We start from the raw sequence: 14,486 nt of genomic DNA, 5'->3' as shown, positions 1-14,486 counted from the left end.
ATCGGGGGCGCCACATTAGCCGAAAGCCCGCCTGTAGAAAAGGTCAAAGCAGCGGTTTTAGCGTCGGCCAGACATTTTCCAGCAACTTGCCCTGGGCCGCGACGGACGGGTGCAGGCCATCGCCTTGCATCATCCCGGGAACACCACCGATGTCCTTGAGGAAAAACGGCACCAGCGGCACTTGTTTCTCCTCGGCCAGGCTGCTGTAGACCCGGGCGAAGGCATCGGTGTATCGGCGCCCGTAATTGGGCGGCAGTTGCATGCCCAGCAGCAGTACCTTGGCACCACTGGCGCGGGAGCTGTCGATCATCGCTGCAAGGTTTTGTTGCAATTGTGTTGGCGGCTGTCCACGCAAGCCATCGTTGCCTCCCAACTCAAGGACCACCAGGTCCGGCTTATGGGCTGCAAGCAGCGCCGGCAGGCGCGCCTGGCCTCCTGCACTGGTGTCGCCACTGATCGAAGCATTGATCACTTTGTCATCGAAACCCTCGGCCTTGAGCCGTTGCTCGAGCAACGATACCCAACCTTGCCGGGTATCCAGGCCGAAAGCCGCGCTGATACTATCGCCAACGATCAGGACTGTACCCGCCGCTGCGTTCTGGGCCATGCACATCAGGGCCAGGCCGGCACTCAAAAACCACACACGCATCGGATTCTCCATGGGCTCAAGCATTCTCACCGCGAAGGACCTTAGCAAAGTGGTTCCCAGCGCGGAAGGTGAACTGACCATCCTGCACGAACTCAGCCTGGAACTGAACAAAGGCGATAGCCTGGCGATCGTCGGCGCATCAGGCTCCGGCAAATCCACCCTGCTGGGCTTGCTGGCCGGCCTCGACCTGCCCAGCAGCGGCGAAGTGACCCTCGCCGGCCAGGCCCTCAGCGCGTTGGATGAGGATCAGCGGGCGCGGATTCGTGCCGAGCATGTCGGTTTTGTCTTCCAGTCGTTCCAATTGCTCGACAGCCTCAACGCACTGGAAAACGTCATGCTGCCGCTGGAACTGGACGGTCGTGGGGATGCCCGTGAACGCGCCACGGAATTGCTGCAACGGGTCGGCCTGGGCCAGCGCCTGACCCACTCGCCTCGCCAGCTCTCCGGCGGCGAGCAACAACGCGTGGCGATCGCCCGCGCCTTTGCCGCTGAACCCGACGTACTGTTTGCCGACGAACCCACCGGCAACCTCGACAGCCACACCGGTGAGCGCATCAGCGATCTGCTGTTCGAATTGAACAAGGAAAGCGGCACGACCCTGGTGCTGGTCACCCATGATGAACGCCTGGCCCATCGCTGCCGGCGCCTGATCCGACTTGAAGCGGGCCAGATGGTCGCGCCCCTGGAGCCTTGATGGCACGCTTGCCGCTGTTGCGCCTGTTCAGTCTCGCTGTCCGCCAATTGCTACGCGACGCCCGCGCCGGCGAGTTGCGCGTGCTGTTCTTTGCTCTGTTGGTGGCGGTGGCGGCGAGTACCGCCATCGGTTATTTCGGCGCCCGCCTCAACGGCGCGATGATGATGCGTGCCACCGAATTCCTCGGCGCCGACCTGCTACTCGAAGGCAGCTCGCCTGCCCGTCCCGAACAAATTCGCAGTGGCACCGAGCTGGGCCTGGAACATGCCCGGGTGGTGGAGTTCTCCAGCGTCGTCGCCACCGACAACGGCATCCAGCTTTCCAGCGTCAAGGCCGCCGATGACATCTACCCGCTGCGTGGCGAACTCAAAAGCGCCCCTGCCCCATTCGCCCCGGAAGAAACCGGTGGCCGACCGAACCCCGGCGAGGCTTGGGTCGAAGCGCGGCTGCTGACGGCACTGGACCTGAAAATCGGCGACAGCATCGATGTCGGCAACAAAACCCTGCGCCTGAGCCGGGTCTTGACCTACGAACCAGATCGCGCCGGCAATTTCTACAGCCTCACGCCCCGAGTCCTGATCAACCTCCAGGACCTGGACGCCACCGGCGTGGTACAGCCTGGCAGCCGCGTCAGCTATCGCGACCTGTGGCGCGGCCCGGCGTCAGCCCTGCAAACCTACCGCGACCTGATCAAACCGGGCCTTGAGCCCAACCAGCGCCTGCAGGATGCCCGCGACGGTAACCGGCAGATCGGGGGCGCCCTGGGCAAGGCCGAGCGCTACCTGAACATGGCCAGCCTGGTGGCAGTGTTGCTGTCCGGCGTCGCCGTCGCCCTCTCGGCCAATCGCTTTGCTACCCGCCGTTTCGATGCCAGCGCCCTGCTGCGCTGCCTGGGCCTGTCGCGCCGGGAAACCATGGTGCTGTTCAGCCTGCAATTGACGGTGCTGGGCCTGCTGGCCAGCATCAGCGGCGCCCTGCTCGGCTGGATCGCCCAGTTGGGATTGTTCGCGCTGCTGCATGATCTATTGCCCACCACCGTTCCACCGGGCGGCCTGCTACCGGCAATTGCCGGGATCGGTACCGGACTGGTAGCGCTGGCGGGGTTCGCCCTGCCGCCGCTGGCCGCGCTGGGCCGGGTACCTCCGTTGCGCGTGCTGCGCCGGGACATGCTGCCCATCCCCTCCAGCACCTGGGTGGTCTACGGCGCGGCATTGGGTGCCCTTGGCCTGATCATGTGGCGCCTGAGCCTGGACCTGGTGCTGACCTTTGCCTTGCTCGGTGGCGGCGTCGTTGCCGCGCTGGTGCTCGGCGGCCTGCTGTTGCTGCTGCTCCAGAGCCTGCGGCGCCTGTTGGCCCGTGCCTCCTTGCCCTGGCGGCTGGGCCTCGGCCAGTTGCTGCGCCATCCATTGGCCGCAGCCGGCCAGGCACTGGCATTCGGCCTGATCCTGTTGTCCATGGCGTTGATCGCGCTGTTACGTGGCGAGTTGCTGGACACCTGGCAAAACCAGTTGCCGAAAAACGCCCCGAACTATTTCGCACTGAACATTCTGCCCAATGACAAGCAGGCTTTCACCGACAAGCTGCTGGCGCTGTCGGCACAATCGGCCCCGCTCTACCCTGTGGTGCCGGGGCGACTGATCAGCATCAACGGCGAGCCGGCCACAGAGTTCGTCACCAAGGACTCGGCCGGCGACCGGGCGTTGCAACGCGACCTGAGCCTGACCTGGGCCGCCGACCTGCCAGCGGGCAATGTCGTCACGGCCGGGGCCTGGTGGTCGCAACAGCCAACGGACGATATCCCTGGGGTTTCGGTGGAAGGCAAAGTGGCCGAGAACCTCAAGATCAAGTTGGGCGACCGCCTGGTCTTCAGCGTGGGTGGCGTCAACCGTGAAGCGAAAGTCACCAGCCTGCGAGAGATCAACTGGGATAACTTCCAGCCTAATTTCTTCATGATCTTTCAGCCCGGTACCCTGAAGGATCTGCCAGCCACCTACCTCACCAGCTTTTATCTGGCAGCCGGTCACGACCAGCAAATTGTCGACCTGGCCCGATCCTTCCCGGCGGTGACGATCCTGCAGGTCGAAGCCTTGCTGGAACAACTGCGCAGCATCCTGGCCCAGGTCACCCTGGCCGTGGAGTACGTGTTGTTGTTCGTGCTGGCGGCAGGGATGGCCGTGCTCTTCTCTGGCCTGCAGGCCACCCTAGACGAACGGATCCGCCAAGGTGCGCTGCTGCGCGCCCTCGGTGCCGAGCGGCCACTGCTGGTCAAGGCCCGGCGCATCGAGTTCGGTTTGCTGGGTGCGGTCAGCGGCCTGCTCGCGGCCCTGGGTTCGGAACTGGTGAGCCTGGTGCTCTACCGTTACGCCTTCGACCTACCCTGGCATCCGCATCCGTGGCTGTTGGTATTGCCGCTGGTGGGGGCCCTGTTGATCGGCGCCGCCGGCGTGTTTGGCACCCGTCGTGCACTCAATGCCAGCCCGCTGACAGTATTGCGCGAGGGTTGATAGACTCCCGGCTTCGTCATCACAAGAAGTTGCCATGAGCCGCTATCGTCCACCCCGCACCGCCGGCACCGCGCTGATCACCCCCGAGGGTGAAGCGCGGATGCGCGCCGAATTTCATGAACTGTGGCATGTGCGCCGTCCGCAAGTGACCCAGGCGGTCAGCGAAGCGGCAGCCCAGGGTGATCGCTCGGAAAATGCCGAATACACCTACGGCAAGAAAATGCTGCGGGAAATCGACAGTCGCGTGCGCTTCCTCACCAAGCGCCTCGAAGCGCTCAAAGTGGTCAGCGAAAAACCCAGCGACCCCAACAAGGTGTATTTCGGCGCCTGGGTCACTGTCGAAGATGAGGATGGCAAGGAGTCACGCTATCGCATCGTCGGCCCGGACGAGCTGGATTTGAAACAGAACCTGATCAGTATCGATTCACCGCTGGCGCGGGCACTGATTGGCAAGGCCCTGGACGCCGAAGTTCGCGTCCAGACGCCTACCGGTGAGAAACGGGTCTACATCGTGGACATCACTTACCCGTAACCCCCCCCCCATCGGCCTCGCGTCAGAGGCCCTGTACCTCAACGACGAGTGATCAAGCCCTGCCGTGCAACTCGGGTCAGTTGCCGGATCATTTCAGGCGCTTGCGCCGCACTGGGGGACTGGATGACGGCCAGGTCGAAACTGTCGTCGGCGAAACGCGCCAGCGACTCACCGTCTTCTATGAACTGGATCAGGAAAGCTGCCGGCCCGTGGCTACGTCGCGGCCAGCCATCGAGATAACGCAACAGCGTTGGCTGGTGGCTACCGCCCAGGAGAATTTTCGGATTGCGCTGCAGAAGGTTCGCCGTAATCGGCGCAAGACGTACAAGGGGGCTGGGTGCGTTCATCGTGTCGTGTCTCTGCCTCAAAAGTCTGCATGGCAGGTGAGAGGCAACACCGAACCAGCGCTTTAGCGGTATTTCGAAGCCCGGCTTTCCGGCTTCTATCGGCAACTGGATGAGTCACCTGGCGCCCCGCAAGTAGCTGTTTAAATCGGCGCATGAGCGGCATCCTAGAGAAGCTGACTGGCCAGTGTCAAGAATCGCTGCTCATAAAAAAGGCCCGTACAAGACGGGCCTCGAGATTCAAATCGTGCAATCAACCGGCGATGGCGCGATCGACCGACAACTTGCCAGCGCCTTCGATCAGCACCGCAATACTGCCGGCCAGCAAGGCCAGGGCAAACTCATAACCGTTGTTGGCCATGAACAATCCATTGCCAATGTGCACGGAGAAAATCGCCACCAGCGACAGAAACGCCAGGCCCAATGCTGCCGGACGGGCCAGTAAACCGATGATCAGCGCCAGCCCGGCGAAAAACTCGGTGCCGCCAGCCAAGGTCGCCATCACGTAACCCGGGGTCAGGCCGATGCTTTCCATCCACTGCGCCGTCCCCGCCAGGCCGTAGCCACCGAACAGGCCGAAGAGTTTTTGCGAGCCGTGCGCGGCGAAAATGATACCGACAACGATGCGCAGGACAGTCAGGCCATAGCCGGCGCGGGTAAACAGGACTTTATTGATCAGCGAGCTCATGTGGGGTCATCCTTAGGTGTGTGGTTGTTGGTCGCCATATTAATCAAAAAAACTTGTGTTAAAAGCGGATAAATTTCGACATAACAATCAGTTTAATCGATCATTTTCGCTGAGCGACCTTTTCCTGAGGCTCCAGCGACTCCCGCTCCCGATCAAACGCCAAATAATATTTGTTCACGCTATTAACGTAGCTGACGGCGCCCATCCCCACCTGCTCCATGGCAATGCGCTCGACCTGGAAAAACCATTGGTTGGGGTTCAGCCCTCGCCGCCGGGCCTCGGCCCGCATGCCCTGGACGCGCTCAGGCCCCATGTTGTAGGCAGCCAATACGAAGGCCATGCGTTCGCGCTCGTTGAGCTTGGGGCTGGCAAAGAACTTGCGGCGGATCAGGGCCAGGTACTTGGCGCCAGCCAGGACATTGGCGTCCAGGTCCTGGATGTTATTGACCCCGACCCGCTGAGCCGCCGACGGGGTGATCTGCATCAGGCCGGTGGGCCCGCTGCCGCTGCGGGCATTGGGCTGCAGGGCTGACTCCTTGAATGCCAGGGCCGCCAGGTTGAGCCAGTCCATGCCTTGGGCCTCGGCATGTTTTTGCAGCACCGGACGCAGTTTTTCCAGGCGCTGGCGATCAGCCCGGGCCAGCGGATAGTGGACCTGGTACAAACGGCGATAGATGCGCAGGAACGCTGCGTCCTGGTTGGACGGTACCTTGTAGGTCGCCAGGAACTGGTCGACGCTCGCTCGTAGCATGGCGGCATCGCGGCGTACGAACCAATACTCATCACCCGGTTCACCGATCAGCACCTGACGATCGAAGCGCAACTTGGGCAGGATCTTGCCCCAGCGCTCGGCGATAGGTTGCTCGACGATGGTCAGGTGGAAAATCCCGCCCTGGACCATTTCCAATACATCTTCCACCGCCAAGGTGGGGTCGACCCATTCGACCTTCACGGGTGGCAACTTGAGCAACGCGAGTTTCTGGTTGATCTGGCTGACCGCATCCCCTGCCGCACTGCCGTTAGGCAGGGCCAGGGTCTTGCCGGACAGTTGCTCCACCCGGGTGTAGCGCTTCTCGCCCTTGATGCCCACCAGCAACAACGGCACGCCGGTACGGATCGGATCGCTGGCGCTGACCGCATGGCCGGTCTGGGGATCGAGCAACTCACCGGGTGCCACGAGGTCGCCCTCCCCGCGCTGCAAGGCGCCGAGCAATTGGTCCTTGGCCTTGGGAATGATCTTGAGGGTGATTTCCTGGCCATCCCGGGCGTGGCCGTTGAGGTATTGCTCGAAGGCCCGCAACCGGTGATATTCGACACCAATGGGCTGGCCCTGGACTTCGCCGGAGCTGTTGCGGCTCTGGTTGACCAGAACCTTCAATACCCGGCTGCTGCGGATCTGCGCCAAGTCGCGCACCGTGCCCGGCGCCACCGCTTGCACAGGTCCAGGCAGCCGCGCTTCGGCCGGCATCGGCAATAACAGCGAACAACACAACAGTAGCAACACCTGGGGACGTGTCATCCACTCTCCGGAAGGAATACCGCGGACCGCCTTCTTTGAAAAAATCGAGGCTGGGTCGACAGAAACAGAGCACCTGGGGCGCTGAAAAAGTGCGCAAGACTGGCACAGTGATGGCGTTTATACCAACCCGACTTATCTAGCGGCCTTAACAGACAGCCTCAACTCGTTGTAGTTCTTGGCTTTTCTTATAAATCTACAGCTCTGATATGCTTTCCGGCCTTTGGGCCGAGGTAGCACCATGCAACTCATCGATATCGGCGTCAACCTGACCAACCCCAGTTTTGCCGACAAACACCAGGCGGTGCTTGAACGCGCCTATGCAGCCGGGGTCTGCCAACTGGTCCTGACCGGCACCAGCGTCGAGGGCAGCGAACAGGCCTTGGCGCTGTGCGAACGCCTCGACGACAGCGGCGAACGGCTCTTTTCCACCGCTGGTATCCATCCCCACAGCGCTAGCGACTGGAGCGCCGAGAGCACCCGGCATCTCAAGGACTTGCTGATGCAAAGCCGCGTCCGCGCGGTGGGTGAATGCGGGCTGGATTTCAACCGGGACTTCTCCCCCCGCCCGCAGCAGGAAAAAGTCCTGGAAGAACATCTCGCCCTGGCGGTAGAGCTGCAACTGCCGGTCTTTCTTCACGAACGGGATGCCGACCAGCGTCTGCTGGAAATCCTGCGGGAGTTTCGCGACCAGTTGCCGGCCGCGGTGGTGCATTGTTTTACCGGTGAAAAAAAGGCCCTGTTCAGCTACCTCGACCTGGACCTGCACATCGGCATTACGGGGTGGATCTGCGATGAACGCCGGGGTACGCACCTGCACCCACTGGTGCGCGAAATTCCTCGCGGTCGGTTGATGCTCGAAAGCGACGCGCCGTACCTGCTGCCCCGTACGCTGCGGCCAAAACCCAAGAATGGTCGTAACGAACCGGCCTATTTGCCAGAAGTCTTGCGGGAAGTCGCCTTGCATCGAGGCGAAACCCTGGAAGATGTGGCGGCCCACAGCACGGCGTGTGCCCGGGCGTTTTTCGGCTTGCCCACGATCTCCTGATCAAATAGTTCCCTTGTGGGAGCGAGCAGGCTCGCTCCCACAAGGGATCCTTGCTGTTTATTGAGCCACATCAAAACCCTGGGCTCGGTGTTGTCTGTTGACCCACATCAAAATCCCGGCGCCTGAGTAGCGGCAGAATAATGGCACCTTGCCAATGCTGTTTCCGCTATCAGAGAAGACCTTCCATGGGTGCCTGGCTTAGCAACATCTCACTGAAGTACAAATTCTGGGCGGTCAATGCGGTCGCCTTTGTCACCACCTTGCTGCTGGTGCTCTACGCCGTGCACCTGGAGCAACAAGCGCGCAACCACGCGGCCCAGGCGAACGCCCAGGCACAGGCACACTTGCTCAATGCCTGGCCTGTCGGACAACCCTTGCCCAAGGCCGACTACCTCCTGACATTCCAGCGCGATCAGGCCCCCGTTTTCCACGACCAGGCATTGCCGTCGCTGGTGCAGGCCGACGGCTGGGTCGAACTGAACGCCGGACCGTTGTTCGGCAACGATCCGCTGCTGGGTGCCGAAGTGATCCGTCGAGGCGACGACCAGCGGCTCGCGGTCCTGGCCCATGGCGCGAGCCTGAGCCAAGTGTTCGGCGAGCGCTTCAGCCAATATGCCGTGGCGGTGTTCGTGTTGATGTTGGCGATGCTGGGGGCCTCGCAATTGTTGATCCGTTTTCTGCTCAGCCAGCTCAACACCCTGAAGGACGTGATGCTGCATGTGGAAAAAACCGGTGACCTGTCCGCCCGCGTGCCCCTGGCCTGCAAGGACGAAGTGGGTCAGATGGCCGCCGCGTTCAACGCCATGCAGGCCGGTTATCAACGTGTGGTGGACACGGTTGCCAATACTGCCCGACAACTGGACAGCGGTGCGGCGCGCCTGGCATCGAGCATGAACGATGTTCGCCACGGCATGCTCGGCCAGCAAAGCGAAACCGATCAGGCGGCCACGGCGATCAACGAAATGTCCACCACCGTGTATCACATCGCCCAGCATGCCGGCGCCACCCGCGACCTGTCGAAAACCGCCGACACCCTGGCCGGCAACGGTCGTGAAGTGGTCAGCCGCGTACAACAGTCGATCACTGGGCTGTCTTCGGGCGTACAGCAGACCGCCGAAATGATCCAACGCCTGGCCGAAGACAGTCAGAAAATCAACAGCGTGGTCAGCGTGATCCACAGTATTGCCGAACAGACCAACCTGCTGGCTCTCAACGCGGCCATCGAAGCAGCGCGGGCCGGTGAAATGGGACGGGGCTTTGCCGTAGTGGCCGACGAGGTACGCAACCTGGCCAAGCGGGTACAAACTTCCACGGATGAAATCACCACCATGGTCTCAGCCCTGCAGGCCGGTACCCAAGACGCGGTGGATTTCATGCAGGAGAGTTCGTACAAGGCCGACGACTGCGTGCTGCAGGCCCGCGAGGCCGGCGAAGCACTGGAGCAGATCACTAATGCAGTGGCGCAGATGCGCGAGAGCAACACCCAGATTGCTGTCGCGGCCGAGCAGCAAAGCCAGGTTGCCGAGGAAATGAACCGAGCGGTGGTGAGTATTCGCGACGTGACCGAAAACACCGTGCGCCAGACGGTGGACTCGGCCACCACCAGCCATGAATTGGCAACGTTGGCGGGTGAGTTGAACAAGGCGATCGGGCAGCTCAAGCTTTAGAACAGTGCGGCAGCGCCTGTGGCGAGGGAACAGGCTTGCTCGCCACACAAGCAGTCTCTTGCCGCATAGATGAAAGCGCTATCGCCGCCTATCGCGTCGATAGCCAACCGCGATTCGCCGCCCGGTCTGGCCAGGCCTATTCTTGGGTCATTCAGTTTGATGAACTCAAGGAACAGCATCATGGGCAAACGTCATCCCAACCTCCCGGCCTGGCAATGGCGCGCCTATCCTGATAACCATCGCCACCCGACCAACCTGGTGTTGCACCTGATTGCGGTGCCGCTGTTCATCGTCGCGTTTCTGTTGATTGTGTCCGGGGTGTTCAGCCTGAGCCTGGCCGATGTAGCCATCGGCATCATTGGTGTGCTCGCGGCCCTCGGCTTGCAGCGCCACGGCCACAGCCTGGAGACCCAGGCCTCCGAACCGTTCAGCGATCGCAAAGATGCAATGTCACGCCTGCTGGTGGAACAGTTCCTGACCTTTCCCCGGTTCTTTCTCAGCGGTGGCTGGTGGCGCGCCTGGCGGGATCGCCACCGCCACTGAACAGCTCAAGGCCCTCAGGCGAAGATGGTAACCGTCTGCCGGCTCAGGGCGATCAAGCGGCCATCGGCACTCCAGAATTTCGCAGCGACATGGCCGTAGCCGTCCTGGGCATGTTCGATCTCAGCCAGGTATTTGCACCAGTCCAGTGTCGTGAGTTCCAGCAGCGGCTGGACGAACTCAATGGTCCAGGTGAGCGTACTGCCCGGGGCCATTTGAGTAAGGTGCGGTAACAAGGCCGGCGGCCAGGCATCCACCAGTGCCAGGATGTGGCCTTCGTTCAACGGCTCCTCTTTCACGTCCCCGCGCAAGCGTACCCAGCCCCCCATGCTCCGCGATTTATTGCCCGAGAACGGCAGGCCGCCGACGCTCCAGCACATCGCCAGGTGCCGCATGAATTCCGGAGTACCGCCCTTGATATAAGGCAACTCCTGGCATTGCTCGACGCTTTTGAATTCAGGCGCGGGGTCGGCTTGCACCGCCACCACGGAGGGCCGCGATGCACCGAAACTACCCTGCACCACGGTGACTACCTGGCCTTTCTGCACGGCTCGGCCCAATACCTGGCTGACCGCCTTGCCCTCACGTACTACCTCGACTTCGAAGCTGACGGGCACATCGGGTTCGACCGGACCGACAAAGGTGATCGCCAGCGAACGCACCGGGCGATCCGCCGGCACCTGCGCGCGCATCGCCTCGTACTGCAACGCCGCAACCAGGCCGCCAAAAGTGGCGCGACCCTGGCCCCATTCAGGCGCGATGGTCACGGCGTCTGGCTGACGACGCACGGCATCGATCAAATCGGAAAAACGCATGAAGACCTCGGCAACAGGGAAAAAGATGAAGGCATCTTAACCAGCCCGGGCGGGCGGCACAGCGCTCATTCCGGCCAAAGAGACTGACAGAAGAGCCGCGAACTTTGAATTCACCCCAACCCACTGTGGGAGCAAGCTTGCTCGCGATAGCGGTGGGTCAGTCAACATAGATGCAAGCTGACCCAACGTCATCGCGAGCAAGCTCGCTCCCACAGGTGTTGGGGTGGGTTCAGGATTTTTCGAAGCAACTGGCAATCAGTTTATCGAGCACCTTATCGGATTTGGCCTCGGCCTCTTCCATCGTCCCCCGCCAAGTCGGTACACAGGATTGCAGGTCGCTCTCCTGTTCGGCCCTGGCCAACCACTGCCAGCAATCGTGCCAGTCGCCCAGCGCGGCCTGGGCGGATTTGAGCCGGGGCATGGCCGCTTCGGGCAGACGGTCAAGTTCGGGATAGGCTTCGATGGCATAACGCACACGCTTGATCAGTAGCCGCAATCGATGGCGGTCATGGGCTGGATCGCGCAAGGCCTCGCCGAGTTTCTTCCATTGTTTGTCGAGGCGTTTTTCGATGCGTTTGCGTAGCCCTTTGAGTAACCCCTGACGCTGGGCGGCACGCACAAAGCGTGGGAAGGCGTCGAGGATCATCAGCAACTGCACCAGCTCCGGGCTGCTGGCGACGGCGGGATAAGCGTCGACCATTTGCACTTGGCGCCGCAGTGCCGCCTCGCGCTTGCCGTGCAGCTCAAGGTAAGCCGCCAGTACTTCACGGTCGCGCAGGGGGGTGGTCAGGGTGCCGACCGCCGAAGCGGCTGTTTCCAGCTGTTCGACGCCGGGCAATCCGCGTAACGGGCGAAGCAGGCTGCGCAAACGGCGAACGGTAGTCCGCAGATCATGCAAGGCTTCGCTGTCGGTATGGGCATTCAGGCGGGCCTGGGAGGCCAGCAGGCGGACTTCCAGGCCCAGTATCCGGGCCACCAGCCGATCGATCATGGGGACGTACTCCGTAGCGTCAAGCTGCAAGCTTCAAGTGAGAGCGGTATTGTCCCTCTCTTGTAGCTCGCAGTTGACAGCTTGTCGCTGCTTTTAACGTCCTGCGCGGGATTCGCGGATGTAGAAACGCGCCTTCTCGGCCTTCTTCGAGCAGCCTTCGAACGCCTCGAATTGCTGTTGGGTCTTGGCACCGGTCAGCAGCGACAGGGCCTTGGAGTAGCTGACGGTGCCGGCAAAACCTTCGGCCTTGGCCAGGTCCAACTCATGCCAAGCGCTGTCGAGCTGGCTGGCGCAACTGTCGCGGTAAGCGGTTTTGCCTGCGCAACCGGCCAGGGCCAAAATCATCAAAGATGCCACCAGGGGCAGGCGGATCTGGGCTTTCATCGATTACACCTCAAGTCAGGTCAAACAGTCGTGCTGTTAAGACGGTGGCAACGGCGAAAAGTGCCTTGCTTGACCGCGTAAATTCCAGTGTGGGCGAGCATACGCAAATGCCGCCACGGCGTGTCAAAAAACGACGCCTGCGCCAGAACGATTGAGCGCAGCCGTCGATGAGTGCATTGTTGAAGTCTGTTGGACAAGAGGCCGGGTCATGACAAAACGTGTCGCATTGGTATTGGGCTCGGGCGGCGCCCGGGGCTATGCCCATATCGGGGTGATCGAAGAAATCGAACGGCGCGGCTACGACATTGCCTGCATCGCCGGTTGTTCCATGGGCGCCGTCGTGGGGGGGATCTATGCCGCGGGCAAGCTCGAGGATTACCGCAACTGGATCGAAAGCCTGGACTACCTGGATGTCCTGCGGTTGGTGGACGTCAGCTTTCGCCTCGGGGCTATTCGCGGCGAGAAAGTCTTCGGGCAGATCCGCAAGATTGTCGGCGAACTCAATATCGAAGACCTGCGCATTCCCTACACCGCCGTGGCCACCGACCTGACCAACCAGCAGGAAATCTGGTTCCAGGAAGGTTGCCTGCACCAGGCGATGCGCGCCTCGGCGGCGATACCCAGCCTGTTCACGCCGGTGATGCAAGGCAATCGCATGCTGGTCGATGGTGGCCTGCTCAATCCCCTGCCGATCGTGCCGGTGGTGTCGAGCCATTGTGACCTGATCATCGCGGTCAACCTCAACGCCACCAACCAGAAGCAGTACAGACTGCCAGTGATCCAGCGCCCTGCCGCGTTCAGGCGGCGCTTCGACACCCTGGTCAATTCCCTGGGCTCGCGCCTGCCGTTTCGCCGCAAACAGGCCGAGCAATTGTTGCTGCTGGAGCAGGAAGCGTTAAAGGCCGAGGCCGGCGAAATCAACCCGTGGATCGAATCGGCCGAGCCCGAAGGCCAGCAACCGGCTGCCGCGCCAGAGACCGATGGCGCGCCGAAATCCGCCACTGGCTCGTTCATCATCGATAACGTCGGCCCGGCCTCGTTGCTGGATTTGATCAACCAGAGTTTCGAGGTGATGCAGACGTCGCTGGCCCAATACAAAATCGCCGGTTACCCGCCGGATGTGTTGATCAACGTGCCGAAACGGGTGTGTCGGTTTTTTGAGTTCTACAAGGCTCCGGAGTTGATCGCCCTGGGGCGGGAGATTGCTCGGGATACGTTGGAACGGTATGAAAATGAGCAGAAATGAATCTGGGAAATCTCGATTGATTGCACAGGCCTCATCGCGAGCAGGCTCGCTCCCACATGGGTCCTGCTGAATACACAAAATTTGTTGCCAACTCGATTTCCTGTGGGAGCGAGCTTGCTCGCGATGGCGGCAGCCCAGGCAATGAACAAACTAAAGCCCCCCTCCCCCAACAATCGATACCCAACCCCAGCCTCGGTCACAATGAACCGAGGCCGGGTCGGGTCGTCGGCCAGTTTCTGGCGCAGATGGCCGACCACGATCCTCAGGTAATGGGTGTCCTCGATGTGAGTCGGGCCCCAGATGTCCTTGAGCAATTGCTGCTGGGTGATGACCCGACCCGGGTGGCGCGCCAGTTGCGCCAGCACGGCGTACTCCTTGCGGGTCAGGGCCACTTCGGCACCGTCCAACAGCACTCGGCGGTACGCCAGGTCCACCGTCAGCGGGCCGAACGTCAGCGCCGCTTCCTGCGCTTCGCCTGCCGGGGCCTGACGTAGCAGGGCTCGAATGCGAGCGAGGAATTCCTGGATACCGAACGGCTTGGTCACATAATCGTTGGCGCCGTTGTCCAGTGCCTCGACCTTCTGCGCTTCGCTGGCCCGCACCGAGAGCACCAGCACCGGCACCACAGACCATTGGCGAAACTCGCGCAACACCTGCTGGCCGTCCATGTCGGGCAGGCCCAGGTCGAGCACCAGCAGATCGGGCTTGTTCAACGCCGCCAGGGCCAAGCCTTCGGTACCGCTGCCAGCTTCCAGCACCTTGTAGCCTTGGGAGGCCAGGCTGATGCGCAGGAATTTGCGGATCTGCGGTTCGTCATCGATGACCAAAAGGGTCGCGGTCTGGCTCATGGGATCCGTTCAATGCAATC

The 14,486-nt window shown here is 61.7% G+C and carries 15 protein-coding genes and 1 pseudogene; 7 read left to right on the top strand and 9 right to left on the bottom strand.

What is annotated here, in order from left to right; all coding sequences use genetic code 11:
• Window positions 1-43: 43 nt before the first annotated feature.
• A complete protein-coding gene (locus tag J9870_RS08665) occupies window positions 44-649 on the bottom strand; it encodes an arylesterase (protein WP_210643531.1) in 606 nt (201 codons plus the stop codon).
• 10 nt (window positions 650-659) lie between these two features.
• Here J9870_RS08665 and J9870_RS08660 point away from each other — a divergent pair, with 10 nt between their 5' ends.
• Genes J9870_RS08660 through greB form a run of 3 tightly spaced genes read left to right on the top strand, consistent with a single transcriptional unit; the run spans window position 660 to window position 4,379 of the window.
• Window positions 660-1,343, top strand: a complete 684-nt coding sequence (locus J9870_RS08660) for an ABC transporter ATP-binding protein (RefSeq protein ID WP_210643530.1) — start codon at window positions 660-662, stop codon at window positions 1,341-1,343.
• Window positions 1,343-3,847 (top strand): ABC transporter permease, encoded by a 2,505-nt coding sequence (locus J9870_RS08655; protein ID WP_210643529.1) that lies wholly within the window; start codon window positions 1,343-1,345, stop codon window positions 3,845-3,847. Before J9870_RS08660 ends, J9870_RS08655 begins: the two co-directional genes overlap by 1 nt.
• A gap of 34 nt (window positions 3,848-3,881) precedes the next feature.
• A complete protein-coding gene (greB, locus tag J9870_RS08650) occupies window positions 3,882-4,379 on the top strand; it encodes a transcription elongation factor GreB (RefSeq protein WP_210643528.1) in 498 nt (165 codons plus the stop codon).
• Window positions 4,380-4,417: 38 nt separating this feature from the next.
• Here greB and J9870_RS08645 read toward each other — a convergent pair whose 3' ends face one another.
• The 3 genes from J9870_RS08645 to J9870_RS08635 all read right to left on the bottom strand — a co-directional run bounded on the left by J9870_RS08645 (window position 4,418) and on the right by J9870_RS08635 (window position 6,930).
• On the bottom strand, window positions 4,418-4,726 hold the full coding sequence (locus J9870_RS08645) for a class I SAM-dependent methyltransferase (protein WP_210643527.1): 309 nt from the start codon (window positions 4,724-4,726) through the stop codon (window positions 4,418-4,420).
• 250 nt (window positions 4,727-4,976) lie between these two features.
• On the bottom strand, window positions 4,977-5,411 hold the full coding sequence (locus J9870_RS08640) for a DoxX family protein (protein WP_018603042.1): 435 nt from the start codon (window positions 5,409-5,411) through the stop codon (window positions 4,977-4,979).
• Window positions 5,412-5,511: 100 nt separating this feature from the next.
• Window positions 5,512-6,930, bottom strand: a complete 1,419-nt coding sequence (locus tag J9870_RS08635) for a transglycosylase SLT domain-containing protein (protein ID WP_210643526.1) — start codon at window positions 6,928-6,930, stop codon at window positions 5,512-5,514.
• Between the two features lie 238 nt (window positions 6,931-7,168).
• Between J9870_RS08635 and J9870_RS08630 the strand changes: the two genes are divergently transcribed.
• Window positions 7,169-7,975 carry a TatD family hydrolase gene (locus J9870_RS08630; RefSeq protein ID WP_210643525.1) on the top strand — a complete coding sequence of 269 codons (807 nt, stop codon included), beginning with the start codon at window positions 7,169-7,171 and terminating at the stop codon, window positions 7,973-7,975.
• Window positions 7,976-8,160: 185 nt separating this feature from the next.
• Complete coding sequence (locus tag J9870_RS08625; RefSeq protein WP_210643524.1) at window positions 8,161-9,642, top strand: methyl-accepting chemotaxis protein; 1,482 nt, start codon at window positions 8,161-8,163, stop codon at window positions 9,640-9,642.
• Here the strand turns inward: J9870_RS08625 and J9870_RS08620 are convergent.
• A complete protein-coding gene (locus J9870_RS08620; protein WP_210643523.1) occupies window positions 9,639-9,824 on the bottom strand; it encodes a hypothetical protein in 186 nt (61 codons plus the stop codon). The genes J9870_RS08625 and J9870_RS08620 overlap by 4 nt on opposite strands.
• Between J9870_RS08620 and J9870_RS08615 the strand changes: the two genes are divergently transcribed.
• On the top strand, window positions 9,823-10,185 hold the full coding sequence (locus J9870_RS08615; protein ID WP_210643522.1) for a terminase: 363 nt from the start codon (window positions 9,823-9,825) through the stop codon (window positions 10,183-10,185). The two genes, J9870_RS08620 and J9870_RS08615, sit on opposite strands and share 2 nt — an antisense overlap.
• Window positions 10,186-10,199: 14 nt before the next feature.
• On the opposite strand, the gene J9870_RS08610 is transcribed toward J9870_RS08615, so the two are convergent.
• From J9870_RS08610 to J9870_RS08600, 3 genes are all read right to left on the bottom strand, one after another.
• On the bottom strand, window positions 10,200-10,997 hold the full coding sequence (locus J9870_RS08610; protein WP_210643521.1) for an acyl-CoA thioesterase domain-containing protein: 798 nt from the start codon (window positions 10,995-10,997) through the stop codon (window positions 10,200-10,202).
• 229 nt (window positions 10,998-11,226) lie between these two features.
• Window positions 11,227-11,988 carry a CHAD domain-containing protein gene (locus tag J9870_RS08605; protein WP_210643520.1) on the bottom strand — a complete coding sequence of 254 codons (762 nt, stop codon included), beginning with the start codon at window positions 11,986-11,988 and terminating at the stop codon, window positions 11,227-11,229.
• A gap of 93 nt (window positions 11,989-12,081) precedes the next feature.
• A complete protein-coding gene (locus J9870_RS08600) occupies window positions 12,082-12,372 on the bottom strand; it encodes a hypothetical protein (protein WP_210643519.1) in 291 nt (96 codons plus the stop codon).
• A 208-nt stretch (window positions 12,373-12,580) separates the two neighbouring features.
• On the opposite strand from J9870_RS08600, the gene J9870_RS08595 reads away from it, so the two are divergent.
• A complete protein-coding gene (locus J9870_RS08595; RefSeq protein WP_210643518.1) occupies window positions 12,581-13,618 on the top strand; it encodes a patatin-like phospholipase family protein in 1,038 nt (345 codons plus the stop codon).
• 170 nt (window positions 13,619-13,788) lie between these two features.
• Here the strand turns inward: J9870_RS08595 and J9870_RS08590 are convergent.
• A pseudogene (locus J9870_RS08590) lies at window positions 13,789-14,466 on the bottom strand (response regulator); the annotation flags it as partial.
• Between the last annotated feature and the right edge of the window lie 20 nt (window positions 14,467-14,486).

The sequence above is a fragment of the Pseudomonas sp. Tri1 genome, assembly GCF_017968885.1.
GTDB lineage: Bacteria > Pseudomonadota > Gammaproteobacteria > Pseudomonadales > Pseudomonadaceae > Aquipseudomonas.
Note: the sequence above shows the minus strand (reverse complement) of the source record. Positions and strands in the feature narration are given on the sequence as shown.